Source organism: Dyadobacter endophyticus, from assembly GCF_014641595.1.
In the GTDB taxonomy this organism is placed as follows: Bacteria; Bacteroidota; Bacteroidia; order Cytophagales; family Spirosomataceae; genus Dyadobacter; species Dyadobacter endophyticus.
Window position 1 is genome coordinate 1612657 of the sequence record NZ_BMIA01000001.1, and the last position, 14474, is coordinate 1627130.

At 49.4% G+C, this 14474-nt stretch carries 8 protein-coding genes; 3 read left to right on the plus strand and 5 right to left on the minus strand.

Annotation, left to right across the window (positions count from 1 at the left end; translation table 11 throughout):
- The first annotated feature begins 190 nt into the window (after positions 1–190).
- Together IEY24_RS06610 and IEY24_RS06615 are read left to right on the plus strand one after the other, a co-directional pair.
- Positions 191–1612, plus strand: coding sequence for an MBOAT family O-acyltransferase (locus tag IEY24_RS06610; protein ID WP_188929848.1), 1422 nt, complete (start codon positions 191–193; stop codon positions 1610–1612).
- A 30-nt stretch (positions 1613–1642) separates the two neighbouring features.
- Complete coding sequence (locus tag IEY24_RS06615; protein WP_188929850.1) at positions 1643–2512, plus strand: hypothetical protein; 870 nt, start codon at positions 1643–1645, stop codon at positions 2510–2512.
- A gap of 14 nt (positions 2513–2526) precedes the next feature.
- Here the strand turns inward: IEY24_RS06615 and IEY24_RS06620 are convergent, their stop codons facing one another.
- The 4 genes from IEY24_RS06620 to IEY24_RS06635 all read right to left on the minus strand — a co-directional run bounded on the left by IEY24_RS06620 (position 2527) and on the right by IEY24_RS06635 (position 11522).
- Positions 2527–3954, minus strand: a complete 1428-nt coding sequence (locus tag IEY24_RS06620) for a DUF1501 domain-containing protein (protein WP_188929852.1) — start codon at positions 3952–3954, stop codon at positions 2527–2529.
- 187 nt (positions 3955–4141) lie between these two features.
- The gene (locus IEY24_RS06625; RefSeq protein WP_188932216.1) at positions 4142–6451 is read right to left on the minus strand and encodes a DUF1549 domain-containing protein; all 2310 of its coding nucleotides are present in this window, start codon (positions 6449–6451) and stop codon (positions 4142–4144) included.
- 320 nt (positions 6452–6771) lie between these two features.
- Positions 6772–8277, minus strand: coding sequence for a RagB/SusD family nutrient uptake outer membrane protein (locus IEY24_RS06630; RefSeq protein ID WP_188929854.1), 1506 nt, complete (start codon positions 8275–8277; stop codon positions 6772–6774).
- Positions 8278–8288: 11 nt separating this feature from the next.
- Positions 8289–11522: a SusC/RagA family TonB-linked outer membrane protein gene (locus tag IEY24_RS06635; protein ID WP_426294510.1), complete on the minus strand. Its 3234-nt coding sequence runs from the start codon at positions 11520–11522 to the stop codon at positions 8289–8291.
- Positions 11523–11928: 406 nt separating this feature from the next.
- Here IEY24_RS06635 and IEY24_RS06640 point away from each other — a divergent pair, with 406 nt between their 5' ends.
- Positions 11929–13839, plus strand: coding sequence for a T9SS type B sorting domain-containing protein (locus IEY24_RS06640; protein ID WP_188929856.1), 1911 nt, complete (start codon positions 11929–11931; stop codon positions 13837–13839).
- A 33-nt stretch (positions 13840–13872) separates the two neighbouring features.
- On the opposite strand, the gene IEY24_RS06645 is transcribed toward IEY24_RS06640, so the two are convergent.
- Positions 13873–14262: a helix-turn-helix transcriptional regulator gene (locus IEY24_RS06645; RefSeq protein WP_188929858.1), complete on the minus strand. Its 390-nt coding sequence runs from the start codon at positions 14260–14262 to the stop codon at positions 13873–13875.
- Positions 14263–14474 lie beyond the last annotated feature (212 nt).

Sequence of the window (14474 nt, forward strand, 5' to 3'; positions counted from 1 at the left end):
CGGTCGCTCTGCTGGCTGCACGGAGGGTTTTTGCGCGTGGGCGTATAGCATCTTGCGGTCGCCTTGTGGATTTTCCTATCCTTAAAATCAATTGATTGCCCCGGTGACTAAGATTTTGTTACGAGTTTACATATTTTAGCATTTATTTAGAGCCTTTCGCCTACCAATCTTTTTATCAGTTTCGGACCATATGTTGTTCAATAGTTTTGAGTTTCTCACACTAACCATAGCATCGTTTGCTATCTACTACTTATCCATTTTCAGGCGTTACCAGGTACAGATTCTCATAGTGGCGAGCCTTATATTCTACGGATATGCCAATCCGAAGTTGCTGTTACTATTTCTGTTTTCCGTCCTGATCAATGTCATATCAAGTTACAGCGTAGTATACGGAAAGCGCAGCACTCAAAAAACTGTATTGACGATTGGAGTTATTTTTAACCTTTCCATACTTGCGTTTTTTAAATACAGTCCGCTGATCGGCAGCACTTTTTTTAATGCAGGTAATGGAATAGGCGCATTCCTGATTCAGATACCGCTGCCTATTGGAATTTCATTCTTTACATTCGAGGGGATAACCCTGTTAGTGGATGCATATCGGGGAAGGGATGAAGCCAAGTCAGAAAACTTAGTGATACCATCCCTGGGAACACATGCAATGCATACAACTTTCTTCGTCGCATTCTTTCCCCATTTGATCGCCGGTCCCATTCTGAAGGCGCATCATTTTCTGCCGCAAATCAAGGAGAAGTTTTTTAAGGATATTCCGTGGGAGTTTTGTTATCGCAATCTGGTTACCGGATACTTTCTCAAAATGGTGATAGCGGATCAATTAAGTCAGCATACTTTTTGGATCCAATACCCCTATTTCGAGGTGAAATCGTCAATTGAACTGATTGTTTTACTGTTTGGTTACTCGATACAAATCTTTGCTGATTTTGCAGGCTATTCTCTCATCGCGTTGGGTATAGCTGGCTTGTTTGGCTATAAGCTGGAAAAAAACTTTGATTTTCCCTACATCTCGACGTCTTTCTCTGAGTTCTGGCGCCGGTGGCATATTTCATTGTCGACTTTTTTGAAAGAGTATCTGTATATACCGCTTGGTGGTAACAGACGTGGGCCTTTTCGTACCTATTTGAACCTGTTTGTTACTATGCTGCTGGGGGGGCTTTGGCATGGAGCCGCGTGGAGCTATGCTATCTGGGGAGCATTTCATGGATGCGCGCTGGCAATAGAGCGCTTTGTTAAGGATCATGGAAAGCAGAAAGATAAAGCGATGCCGGTTTTTATGAACATATTATCCGGCCTCCTGGTCTTTATGTTTGTCACCTTTGCATGGCTGTTCTTCAAATTGACTAACATATCGGACGTCGTCAAGTATGTCGCGGCGATTTTCAATAATACTCATGTGGCTCCGAGTATGAGCTCGATAGCTTACGTGCTGATGTATTCGCTGCCCGTGATCGCATACCACTTGTTGTATTTAAGTAAAAATCTAATGCCTGATGTCTTGCGCTGGTCAAATTTTGAAGCTTACGCTCACGGCCTGATGTTGTTTATGATCGTGACGAACAGCGGTATTAGCGGTGATTTCATCTACTTTCAGTTTTAGCACATACTGTCTTCTTAAATCTTCCATTAAGTGAAAAAGTCTTTATTGTTCTTCGTTGTTTTGGTTGTTCTTTATGAAGTCTTCATTCGTAGCGTTGACGTGTGGTGGACTTTGGGCCAGAATCAATGGCATGCCAACCGCATTGTAGCTAACAACTTCGTATTTCGCACCAAGGAATATGCTAATGTGATGGTAGGTTCGTCCATGGCGGCCCGGCTGACCAATAAAATTTCAAAAGACAGCTTGCCAGCCGATCTCTATAATTTATCCCTGAACGGCCAGTCGCTTTTTGATGGCTTGCTGATTCTCAAGGAATCCGGCTGCGCGCCCAAAAACCTTTTCATTGAAACCAATGTGTTAATGCGGAACGAAGACCCTGAACTTCACAGCGCAATTTTTTCGCCCGTGACAATGAATCTAAAAAAATATATCAAATCGTGGCGCGACAACTACCAACCGATTGAGCTGCTATATCGAATACGTTCGAAGAAACCCACCAATGCAGACCTTCTCAGTCAGGTGGAGGCTCCAAGGGATGAAAAGAGCTATAAAACAATGCTGGCAGTGCAATTGGAAAAGAACAACGTCCCTCTGGAAGAAAAGGCCTTGAAAAAACAGGTTGAAAAATTGAAGGAACTTGTTTTGTACTTTCAAAAGAAAGGCAGCCACGTGGTACTGTTTGAATTGCCTGTCGATTCGTCTTTATGCTATGCCAAGCAGGTTACACAGAGCAGGGCAGCAATTAGGGAAGCGTTTGTGCCTATGAAATGCGATTTCATTCAAGTCCCTTCCTGTAACGAGTACAGAACGACGGATGGCACGCACTTGGACGTACCATCCGTCTACACCTATCTACACTATTTCAGGAATGCAATAGGCTCTTTTGCAGAGCCCAGGTAACGCGCACCGGAAAATCACACCAGCAACTCCTTCACGGCCAAACCCTTCCCGTCAGGAGTTGTATAGAATGGCCGCTTTTCGATTTCGTATTGCGTATCCGGCGGGATGCCCAGTGCATGGTAGATCGTCTGATGGATTCCGTCGATCTTGACCGGGTTTTCGATGGTTTTGCAAGGGCGTTCGTCGGCGGTTTTGCCGTAAACAAAGCCCTTTTTGATCCCGCCGCCAAACATGAGCATCGAGCAACCATCCGTGAAATGGCGGTGCATCCCGTAAAATTTGAGATCAGAGAGAATGTCCGGCTGGGCTACCTGCTCTTTCACCTTCGCGTCCGGCCGACCTTCCACCATCATATCGCGGCTGAACTCGCTCGCAAGCACGACCATCGTACGGTCGAGCAAACCTTTTTCGTCGAGGTCTTTGATAAGCTGGGCAATGGGTCCGTCGATCTGCTTTTTCATATCCTGCAAACGCGTATGGCCGTTCTCATGCGTATCCCAGCCCTTGAACGGCTCGTATTCGGTGGTAACACTAATGAACCGCGCGCCTTGTTCGGTTAACCGGCGGGCCAGCAGGCAGCCCAGGCCGAAGCGGCCGGTGTTATAAATGTCGTAACTCTTTTTAGGTTCGGTACTGAGGTCGAATGCTTTCGATTCCGGTGAATTGAGCAGTGCATAGGCCTGTTCCATCGAGCGTTTCAACGATTCGCGCTGGTAATCACTGCCAAACTCTCCTACCGGGCTGTTGTTGATCAATTCGTTGTACAGTTGATTGCGCCGCTCGAAGCGTTTGGCGTCCATCCCCACTGGCGGGCGCACGCTGTCGAGGCCCTGGCTTGGATCGGGAATAAAAAACGGCCCGAACTCGTTGCCGAGAAATCCGGCGGTATGAAAGGCTTTTAGCTCTTCGGCCTCGCCCACGGTAAAGCGCTGACCGATATCGATGAATGCCGGTATCACCGGGTTTTTGGGCCCGAGTTCCTTGGCAATCCACGAGCCCATGTGCGGTGCTGCCACCGTTTGGGGCGGTTCATAGCAGGTGTGCCAATGATACTGGTGGCGCGAGTGCAGGATGTGTCCCATGTCGGCAGCGACGTAAGAACGGATGAGCGTCCCCTTGTCCATCACCTGCCCTATCGACTGCAAGCCGTCGGAGAAATGGATGCCGTCGAGCTTGGTGGGGAGCGATTTGAATGTGCTCAAAACGCGATTGCCTTCCATGTCTTTTTCGAACGGTGTGTAGACTTTCGGATCGAAAGTTTCAGTGTGGGCCATGCCGCCTGCCATCCATAAAAGTATCACAGTGTCCGCCGAAGAATTGGCTCCTGCCTTACCCCTGCAAGAGGTGAGCAGGTTTGATACGGGTGCTCCGGCCGCCAATGCCGCCAATGTAGCTGCACTGGCCCGTTGTAAGAACTCCCTCCTATTCCATTGGATATTCATTTCGGTGTTTATTTTAAATGTTTGTATTTCAATATGTTATGTATTAATGCATTTTATACTTTAAATACTTTTATTAATTATAATAAGTACTTAATTTTTTATTCTTTCTATATATTAAAAATATTTCTGATGTATTTAAAGTCCTGTTCATTTGATATTTTAGATATGTTTAATCTGTATAACACATTTAATATATCAGCTGAAACTCGGGCACGAGCGCAATCGCCCAAACGAGGTCCTGAATCCCTTCCTCGCTTGGCGTCGGGCCGAGGATCTTTTTGGCTGCGGCCAGCTCTTTCGCTACCGGTGCCCGGCCCAGTGCTTTTCGGTAAAGAGCTGTCACGAGCGAGTCGGATGTTGGGTACTGCGACTTCCAGGCCTTCGATCCCGCTTTGAGCGTCTCGGTGAATTTCGACCCGTTTGTGAGCTCCAATGCCTGGAGTAGGTTCGCCTGGGAAGTTCGGCCGGTACTAACGGTCTCGCGGTTGGGCCGTCCGAGCGAAGTAAGGAATGGATCGTTTTTTACGAAGGCCGCGCGCGGGAACGGCAGGCGCGACTTAATGTCTTCCGGAAGCTTTTTCAACGCGAGCGCCGTGTCGGCATACATTGGCGTGAAGCTCGTGCTGATAGCGTCCGCGAATTGCTCAGCGGTGAGCCTTCTGCGTACCATGCCGGTAAACTTGAAGTCGGAAGCCATAATGTCCCCCGCTTCTTTCGCCGAAGACGACGGCAACTGATAAGTTTTCGATGTGACAATGGTATAAATAAGCTTTTTGACATCATAGCCATTTGTTACAAAGTCCGACGCCAGCCAGTCGAGCAGGTCCTGGCTCCACGGCATATTGTCCATCGCATCCACTGGCTCCACAATGCCGCGCCCCATCAACTGTGCCCACACGCGGTTCACAAGCGTGCGATACAATCTCCCGTCTTTGGGCTGTACGAGGAAATCGGCCAGCTGGCGGAGACGCTGTTCGGTTTTTGCGTTGACTTCTATCTCACCCAGCTCGGGATACAAAATGCGGGTCCCTGCGATTTTGCCGGTAGGTTTGTCGCAACGGTTAATTTCAAGCAAAGTGTCGGCGAAGATGTTCGCAAATGCATAGGCGTCGGCCAGTTTCCAGTCGCTGATGAAACTGTCATGGCAGGAAGCACATTTTAGGTTTAATCCCAAAAATACCTGTGCAACGTTTTGGGCCGCCTGCATTTCGGTGCGCTGGCTGGAATTGATCGTTCCCCGCCATTTAATGCCTTTAATAAAGCCTTCGGATTCTTTATTGGGGCTGATCAGTTCTTTCACAAACCAGTTGTAAGGCTTGTTGTCGAGCAAACTTGCGTAAAGCCATTTGGAAATGCCGAAGCGACCGCCGGTAATGTAGCCGGTTCCGTCGTAATCGTTGCGGAGCGCGTCGTTCCAGAACGTCATCCAATGTTGTGCATAAGCGTCGTTTTCGGTCAGAAGCTCCTTTGCGAGTTGTTCACGCTTGTCGGGACGCGTATTTGCCACAAATGCGTCGACCTTTTCCGGAGGCGGAAGCAGGCCTATAATATCGAGGTAGACGCGGCGGATATAGGTACGGTCGTCCACCACGGGTTTCCAGCTTCCCTTGTTCTTCTGGAAATAGGCATTCACAAAAAGATCGACAGGCTTATTAAGCTCCGCGGTAGCGGCAGGTACCTGTGGGGTGCGCGGTGCGAGTTCAGCTACGCGATAAATGCTTTTTTCCTTGCCATCGGGCCATGGCGCACCTTTCTCGATCCAGAATGCGAGTAGTTTTATTTCTTTATCTGTCAGTCGCTTACCTTTTGTGGGCATCGCTTCCTTATGGCCTTTTGGAAGTGAAATGCGGCGGATGAGCTCACTTTTGTCGGGATGATTGGGCACCACCACGACGCCGTCCTCGCCACCTTTCATGATGGCGGCTTTGCTGTCGAGCCGGAGCTCACCTTTCATTTTAGCTTCGCCGTGGCAGCTGTAACAGTTGTGCGCCAGGATCGTCCTGACTTCCACATTCAGGTTTTGTATTTGTTCAGGTGTTAATACCCCATTGTTAGTGAGTACAAAGTCAGCTTCTGTCTCCCCTTCAGGCTCCACTGTTTTATCGCCTCCCGGCAATACCTCCGTGAGGTAGTCTTCGCCATGCGTGAGCATCGCGCCATAATGGCCCGCAAATGACACCCCGAATACGGTGGTAAACAACAATCCGCGAAAAAGGCTCCTGTTGCCCGCGCGCAACGTGAACGCGGTAACCACGGAAAGCACCATGGTGGCGATCCCGGCCCAGCGATGGATTTCAAGGTTGGTGCCACTGGAGTCTTCGGAGCTGGCGAGCAGCAGGCCGAATGCCACGGCCAGTACCGCACTCGCGGCGCTGATCCACGTGATAATGCGTGTGCCATCACGTAAGACGGTCGATTTATGCTTCCAGTCAATAAGCTCAAAAAGCAATGCAATGCAAAGAAGTCCGATGGGAAAGTGGACCAGTAAGGGGTGCAATCGTCCTAAAAATTGCCAAAGCCAGAAAGTTTCGGTTGCTTGGAGTAACACAAGTTCAAGGGGTTAGTGGTTCAGGAATATCTGCCGGGACATTCCGCAATATCATACAATACTAAAATGCAGCGAAGGGAATAGTATCCTGTTCTGTCTTGTTATAAATAATAAATATTCATGTTTTTCTAAAATGGTTTATATAAAAGGTGTTTTGTGTACGGGGCAGACTATCAGCATTATAACGATCTGCTTCACGGATTAGTTATAAAATTTAACAGGAGGGACATATTGAATGTCCCTCCTGTGCATTAAAACACGCGTACGGATCAATAGCCCGGGTTCTGGGCCAATTTCGGGTTGATCAGAATTTGCGGCGCGGGCAAAGGCAAGAAGTATTCGTTCTCGGTATAGACGTAGTCTGTCGAGTTGAACGGTACATTCCCCCTGGCGACGGTCGGATTCGCGCGTTCCTGCGCACCATGCGCATTCATGAAAGCCGCCCACTCGGCCGGTGTTTTGGTTCTTTTGAGATCAAACCAGCGGTGGTTTTCGAACGCCAGTTCCAGTCTTCTCTCTTTCAAAACAGCCGTTCGGAAGGCCACTTTATCCGCAGGAGCCAGGTCTGCCAGGCCCGCCCGTTTCCGGATCTGGTTGAGATATCCCAAAGCTTCGGCAGTCGGGCCGGATTGCTCGTTGATCGCTTCCGACAGCATGAGCAGCACATCGGCATAGCGCAGTACAGGCCAGTTGGAATTGGTGCGGTTCACGATCGTATGCGGGTAGCTGTATTTGATCACGTAGGGCACCTTGTAAGTGGTGGTATCCAGTTTGAAATTGGGTTTCAGGGAAAGATCTTTCCGCAAATCACCCTTTTCGTAGGCAGCCATGATGTCGTTGGTAGGCACATTCCGCCCGCCATTGGTGCCTGCCGCGAAGCCTGTCACGGCCCCCTTCGATACCCTCGGTGCGAACACGTATTGGAAGTTACTCCACTCTCCCAGGTCGTTATCGCCCTGGTACTGGATTTCGAAAATGGATTCAACGCCGTTTTTCTTAGCGGGAGACGGGTCGAAATTGTCGGCATAGTTTGGATTCAATGCATAACCGAGCGTTGTTACTTCTTTGAGTGTCGCAGTGGCGTCAGCATATTTTTTTTGCGTCAGATATGCCTTGCCTAGCAAGCTCAGTGCAGCGCCTTTGGTAACACGGCCCTTGTCGCCTGCCGCGGTGTACTTGGCCGGTAATGCTGCGGCAGCGTCTTTCAGGTCCTTCTCAATTTGTGCCCAAACGTCGGCCTGCGGCGAGCGTACCAGGTCAAATGCCGGGTCGGGCACAACGAGCGTGGATGTAACGATGACCACATCCCCGAAATACTGGACGAGGTTAAAATACATATACGCGCGAAGGAATTTGAGCTGTCCTTCCACCTCTTTTCTGCCGGTTTCGCTCATTGTTGCGTCCACCATTTTTTCCAACGTGAGGTTGCAATTGTACATAGCGGCATAGTAGTTATTCCAAAGGGTGGCTATTTCGCCATTTCCCGAGTTTACCGTAGCAAATTCAAATGCCTCCCAGCCGCCAGCACCACCGCGGTCAGACGGGTTTAGGTCAATGGTCGTATTATCCGTCTGAAACTCGCCAAATAGATAGCCGGTGTTTGTTACGACCTGTATCTGGCTGTACACACCGCTTAGCGCCTGCTTCACTTGTTCTTCGTTTTTATAGAACAAGCCGACGCCTACTTTGGTGGGGTCCGTCTGGTTGAGGAAATCTTCGCTACATGACGACAGACACAGCGCCAGTGCGATTCCAAGTATCGTTGCTTTTTTCATCTTCGTCGATTTTAGAAGTTAACTTTAAGGCCTGCGGAGAACGTTCTGGGTACCGGATACGACTCATCGTCGTTGTTCAGTTCGGTACCGGAACGCACACCCGCATCGGGGTTATTGCCCGGATACTTGGTGATCAGCAACAGGTTGGCCGCATTAATGAAAATCCGCGCATCCGACAGAATACCGCCTAATTTTGGAAGCGTATAGCCGATTGTGACGTTTTTAACCCAGGTATGGCTTCCGTCGTACACGTAGCGCTCGCTGCTCTCGCGTGACCATTTGAAATAGTCGGTACCGCCTTGCGAATTCTTCGCGCCTGGGTTGGAGCCCGGGTTTTCAGGTGAACGCCAGCGATCTTTCGCCTTTTCCAGCACGTTGAAAACGCCATCCATGTTCATCGTCGAAGCCTCGATGTTCCGGTAAATGTCGAATTTATGGGCGCCCATCAATAACACACTCACATCGAAGCGCTTGTAGTCAACTCCAACAGTCCATCCCCAGTTGAATTTCGGGTTAGGATTACCGATTTCGGTCATATCCTTGGTATCGTAAGAAACGATTCCGTCGGGGCCGCCGTCGGCTGCACCATGGAGGTCGGCAAACTTCATAGCCCCCGGTATGGCACCTTCCTGAACCGGCGAAGCGTCGATTTCTGCCTGGGTGTTGAAAATTCCCAGTTTTCTATACCCGAAAATCATCCCGATCGGCCGGCCTACCTGCTGGATGTTATAACCGCCGTACTGGCTTCCCTGAAGTATAAAGTCGTTTTGCCCCCGGATCGCCAGGATTTTGCTGCGGTTGAACGTGATGTTGGCATTAGTCCTGAAATTAACCTGACCGATCTTCATCCGATAGCTAGCCGCGAGTTCCACCCCTTGGTTCTGAACTTTACCGAGATTTTTCAATGTCGAAGTGAAGCCGGATACTGCGGGGATGCTGTAACCCAGGAGCATATCATCCGTAACCTTTTTGTAGTACTCGGCAGTAAAGACAAGTCGGTTGTTGAAAGTCGAGAGATCGAGCCCGATATTCAGCTGATTTGATTTTTCCCAGGTCAGCTCGGAGTTTGCAAACCGCGTTACCGTTTTCCCGGAAGCCAATGTGTTATTGAAAACATAGTTGTTCAGACCCAGGAATGCGAGGCTGGCGTAATTACCATCGTCGCCCGCATTTTGCCCGGTACCGAAGTTGTTATTGGCACTTACCTGGTAGGTATTGTTACCGGTCATACCCCAGCTACCGCGGACTTTCAGGTCGGTGAGCCATGCCGCTTTTGGAATAAATGGTTCTTCCGAAATTCGCCAGCCAACCGATACTGCCGGGAAATTACCGAACTGGTGTCCTTCGCTGAAACGGGAACTTCCCTCGCGACGAAACGACGCGGAGAGCAGGTAACGGTCTTTGAACGAGTAGTTCAAACGCGCCAGGTAGGCGAGCATTGTCCATTTCCGCTCCATGGAATTGGAGGAACGGATCGTTGCATTGCCGAGGAATGGCGCAAGATCGTCCGGGAAGGTGTTGCCTGAGCCGTACAAGCCCTTAACGATCTCCTGTTGGGCAGTGTAGCCAACCATGGCATCCATGTGATGGTTTTCACCAAAATTCACGTTATAAGTCAGAAGCTGGTCGGCGGTGTAGTTGCGCAGTTCTTCCACATCGTCGCGTTCCGAAGCAAGCCGCGGAGGCGCGCCGTTGGTGCCTGTGGCGATCGCAAGCCCGATCGTTGAAGGTACATATTCCTTGTACTTGTTATAGTTGATCTTCGCGTTCACGGAGGTCCTGAATTTCAATCCCTTGGCGATGTTGAAGTCAATGTATCCATTAGCCAGGACGTCGGCGATGTTCCTGCTACGGTCGATGGCTTTGAGCAGATAAAGCGGGTTAGGGAAACCGAAAATGTCGCCGACCCCGTTGTAGTACGGGATCAGATCACCTTTCTGATCATAAGCCGGATACCGTGGGTCGCTGATGAGCGTGAGGCCCACCAATGCGCTGCGGCCATCCGTGGCTGCGAGGCTCGACCGAGAGTAGCTCCCTGCGATATTTACCCCCATGGAAATGAACTTATTAATGTCGCCGGCGAGGTTGGTACGGACGGAGGCGCGATCGTAGTCGGTGTACTTCAATGCACCTTCCTCCTTGTAGTAACCTATGGAAACCATCGATTTGATGGGGCCTTTTCCGGACGACATCGACACGTTTACATCCGTGTAAGCGGCGTTGTTGTTGAGAATCAGGTCAAACCAGTTGGTCGAATATTTAGTGTCTGCCGGATTTCGGAAGTCAATGGGAATCTCCTCATTGGTTGGCTGTCTTTTTTTGTCGAGTACAAAACGTCCGATGAAAACCTCCTTCTTGAACTGAGCAAAATCCTGGCCGTTCAACACCTTGGTCTTTCTCGAATTCGGGACATTCTGAATCCCGTGGTCGACGGATACGTTCAGGCTTGTTTTACCTTCCTTCGCGGATTTCGTGGTGATCAACACTACGCCATTCGAACCCCGGGCACCGTAAATGGCAGTTGAAGCTGCGTCTTTCAGTACCGTGATGGTTTCTATATCGTTAGGGTTCAGGTTTTGCCCAACGGAAATACCGACAGGAAATCCATCGATTACATACAATGGGTCGCTACCGGCCCCGAGTGAACTGATACCGCGTACCTTCACTTCGAACTGCTGGCCCGGCGTGCCGCTTTTTTGTTTGATAATTACCCCCGGTGCCTGGCCCTGGATCATCCGGGTGACGTTCGATTTAGGGACTTCTCCAATATCGTCCATATTGATGTTGGATACTGCCGAAGTAATGTCGCGCTTGCGCTGGGTACCGTAACCCACCACGACCACTTCTTCCAATGCTTTGTTATCCACGGCTAATTGAACGTCCAAAGTAGTCTGATTTCCCACTGAAATCTCTTTTGGTACGTACCCGACGAAAGAGAAAACTAAAAGTGGGCTTCCAGATTCAGGTACGTTGATAGTGTAACGGCCCTCCGTATCGCTCACCGTCCCGGTGCTGGAACCTTTGACAACGATACTTACGCCGGGGAGTCCGGCGCCATTTTCATCAGTAACTTTCCCGGCCAGGGACCGGTCGGCGGTCACCATAATCGGGTCCTTCATCGGAGCGGCAGTTGCCGGGGCCTGGTGGAAGCCTGCGAGTGCGACACCGAGTAACACCTGGCCGAGCATCAGCTTAGAAAGCGGACGCAGCCCGGTGTTGAATCTTAATTGTCGAGGTTGATTCATACGTCTAGGATTGGAATAGTTAAAATGATTTGACCTGCAAAATGGGCTTCACGTGCTGTTTTTTGTCATAGGCAGTTGGTTTTGAGTAGAACGCGTGGCCGGAGTGGCCGGAAAGAATAATAAAATTCAAATATGTTGCCGGGAGCAAAAGTGGTTGGGCATCAGGTACATACCATTTTTAATGTTTGATATGTACAATTAATGATTTGAATTATATTATTTGCAATAGTATTGGTATTTGAATTCCATACTATCCTGTGCTGTCCGGTATGGGCCAAAAATTGCAAACCGGCTACAATTAAATTACCGCTTGCTGCCGGCAGCAAAATTTAATCAATGCCTAATCTCGTGATATAGTGTAATTTGAGTATTTTCGGGCATCGGACTTCATCAAAACACGCTCTGTATGTTGAAAGGTCTACGGTTCCGACTGCTTCTTTTTGCCGTGCTGGGGTGGTTTACACCGTTAACTTACGCGAATCATATTGTTGGCGGCGAGTTACAGATGAAGCCGGCAGGTCCTCGCGGTCAGTTCGAAATCTCGCTCATCCAGTTCTGGGATCAAAACAATCTGATAATACCCACAGCTGATAATGGCGGCAATCGGGACGAGCGTGCTGATTTGTATATTTACCAGAAAAGTAACAGGCGTTATAAAGCCACGGTAAGGCTTGCCTATCTCAGCACAGAGCAGATCACCTACCAAAACCGGGCTTGTGCAAGCAGCCGTTCGTTGAACACTTCCATTGGATATTACAAAGGATCGATATATCTCGACCCTGCCGATTATAGTGATCCCGGCGGATACTATATTGTATGGGAGCGCTGCTGCCGCAATGATGATATCAACAATATCAAAGAACCGGGAGATAACGGAATGGTATTTTACCTGGAATTCCCACCCCTTTCCATCCCGAACTCATCTCCGGAATTCGTCGCGCCCAATGGTAGCTACATCTGCGCCAACAAGGCTTTTTCTATGGGAATGAGCGCCACCGATGTGGACGGTGATGAATTGCGTTATTCGCTCGTGACGCCAATGCGCGGCACCACCACCCCAGGCGTGACAACAGGCGATAGTATTTCGAAGAGCGTTTACCCTCTGATAACGTGGTCGAACGGTGTTAGTTTGTCCAATGTCATCCCCGGACCTAAACCGCTGCATATTGATGCTGCGGGCAAACTGACAGTTACCGCTAATGCCCTTGGCTTATATGTATTTACCGTCCAATGCGAAGAATTCCGGAATGGGAAGCGGATCGGCCTTGTCCGCAGAGACTTTCAATTGTTGGTGATCGATTGCAGCGACGATCAGCCGGAGCCACCGGTGATCAAGATGGACGGCAATGACGTATCCGAAGTGAGTTTTTGCCCAGAAGCCCCCGTGGAGCTTCATACCGATAGTGCGACGGATTGGTCCTACCAATGGCAGCTCAACGGGCTCAACATTCCCGGCGCGACCGGGGCCAGCATTATGGTGCAGGACTCGGGCAATTATTCGGTGGTGAAGAGTTACACGAGGAAGTGTTCGCGGGATACGGCATCGTCTATCGTACACGCGACGTTTACGAATCCGCTTCCGGCGGTGATCTCGGCAAAAAAGCAAATGCTCTGTGCCAACGATTCGATCGTGTTGCTTGCTAATGGAGGGGTTACAACGCCCGGGGAACATTTATCATGGTACAATGGGGCCGTTCTGCTAGAACCCAAGGGACCCGGGCTGGCGGTGAAAGAGCCGGGCACATATATATTGACGATCGACGACGAGATACCAGGCTGTGCAGGAAAGGATACGATGGAAATTGGCCGCGAGGAATTTTCCGTTGCGTTGCCCGAAAAGAAGGGGATTCCCGAAGGTACGAATGGTACGGTTATTCCGCTGCTCAGTCCCGAGGCTCTGACATATGCATATGCCTGGTCGCCGCCTGATGGTTTGCTATCCCCGGCAAGCGAGAAGGTTGCCACTATTACGCCCGTGCAACCGGAACAGCTGTACCATCTGCGCGTGACGTCGTTGAGCGGCTGTGTTACCGAGGATAGCGTGTTGGTATATATGATCAAGCCGCTGTTTATCCCATCGTCCTTTACCCCGAACGGCGACGGTCACAATGATACATTCCAGGTCTTTAATGGGAAAGAGCGAATCGAGCAGATGCGGATTTACAACCGTTGGGGAGAGCTCATTTTCCAGTCCCGTGGTTACGACCAAGCGTGGGATGGTACTTACAAGAATTCCCCCGTGCCTGCGGGTAGTTATCCCTACATTATCAAGACACCAGAGCATGAAATCACGGGCACGGTACTGATTTTGAAGTAAACCCAGCATTTTGAATCCCACCTCCCCATTTTGTCACCCTTGTTTAAACTCCTGAAAAGTGCCGTCTGAATAAAAAATAAGCACTTTTTCGATCTTTTTTTCGGGTAAAACAGGTGGTTTTTCTTTCGCTACAATCGGTTGTGCGGGCTGGGGCGCAGGAATTGTTTTTTTACGCGATTCTATGACGGGTTCATTTGCGGCTTCCGGGGCAATTACCGGCAGTGGCACGTCGTCGAGAATCCAGTTTATTCCCAAATCGGGAAAGCGCTTTATAATTTTCTGCACCATATCCAGACTCGGCTTGTTGCGCCCCGCAAGTATATGTGACATGCTCGAACGCTGTATGCCTATTTCATCCGCGAAGAGCGATGGTGTGATATTTTTGTCAACCAGTATCTGTTTAATTTTATCAGTAAGATCCATGCTATGATTTATAATTGCTATTACAAAAGTAAATTAATGTACTTTTCGAAGCAACTACAAATGTAAATTAGAAACGTATTTGTTGATTTAATTAATTAAACAAGAAGATTGCATTTTTTAAATTGTGTGTCAGGGTTAGTGATAGATATTTGTAAACTACTGGTTTGCGCAAAAAATAAGTGCGACACGAAGATCTCATGTCGCACTCAGGT

What these genes read in the sequence shown, in the direction of transcription:
- IEY24_RS06610 (WP_188929848.1), top strand. Translation starts at nt 191, where the DNA reads ATGTTGTTCAATAGTTTTGAGTTTCTCACACTAACCATAGCATCGTTT.
- IEY24_RS06620 (WP_188929852.1), bottom strand. Translation starts at nt 3,954, where the DNA reads ATGAATATCCAATGGAATAGGAGGGAGTTCTTACAACGGGCCAGTGCA.
- IEY24_RS06630 (WP_188929854.1), bottom strand. Translation starts at nt 8,277, where the DNA reads ATGAAAAAAGCAACGATACTTGGAATCGCACTGGCGCTGTGTCTGTCG.
- IEY24_RS06635 (WP_426294510.1), bottom strand. Translation starts at nt 11,522, where the DNA reads ATGAATCAACCTCGACAATTAAGATTCAACACCGGGCTGCGTCCGCTT.
- IEY24_RS06640 (WP_188929856.1), top strand. Translation starts at nt 11,929, where the DNA reads ATGTTGAAAGGTCTACGGTTCCGACTGCTTCTTTTTGCCGTGCTGGGG.
- IEY24_RS06645 (WP_188929858.1), bottom strand. Translation starts at nt 14,262, where the DNA reads ATGGATCTTACTGATAAAATTAAACAGATACTGGTTGACAAAAATATC.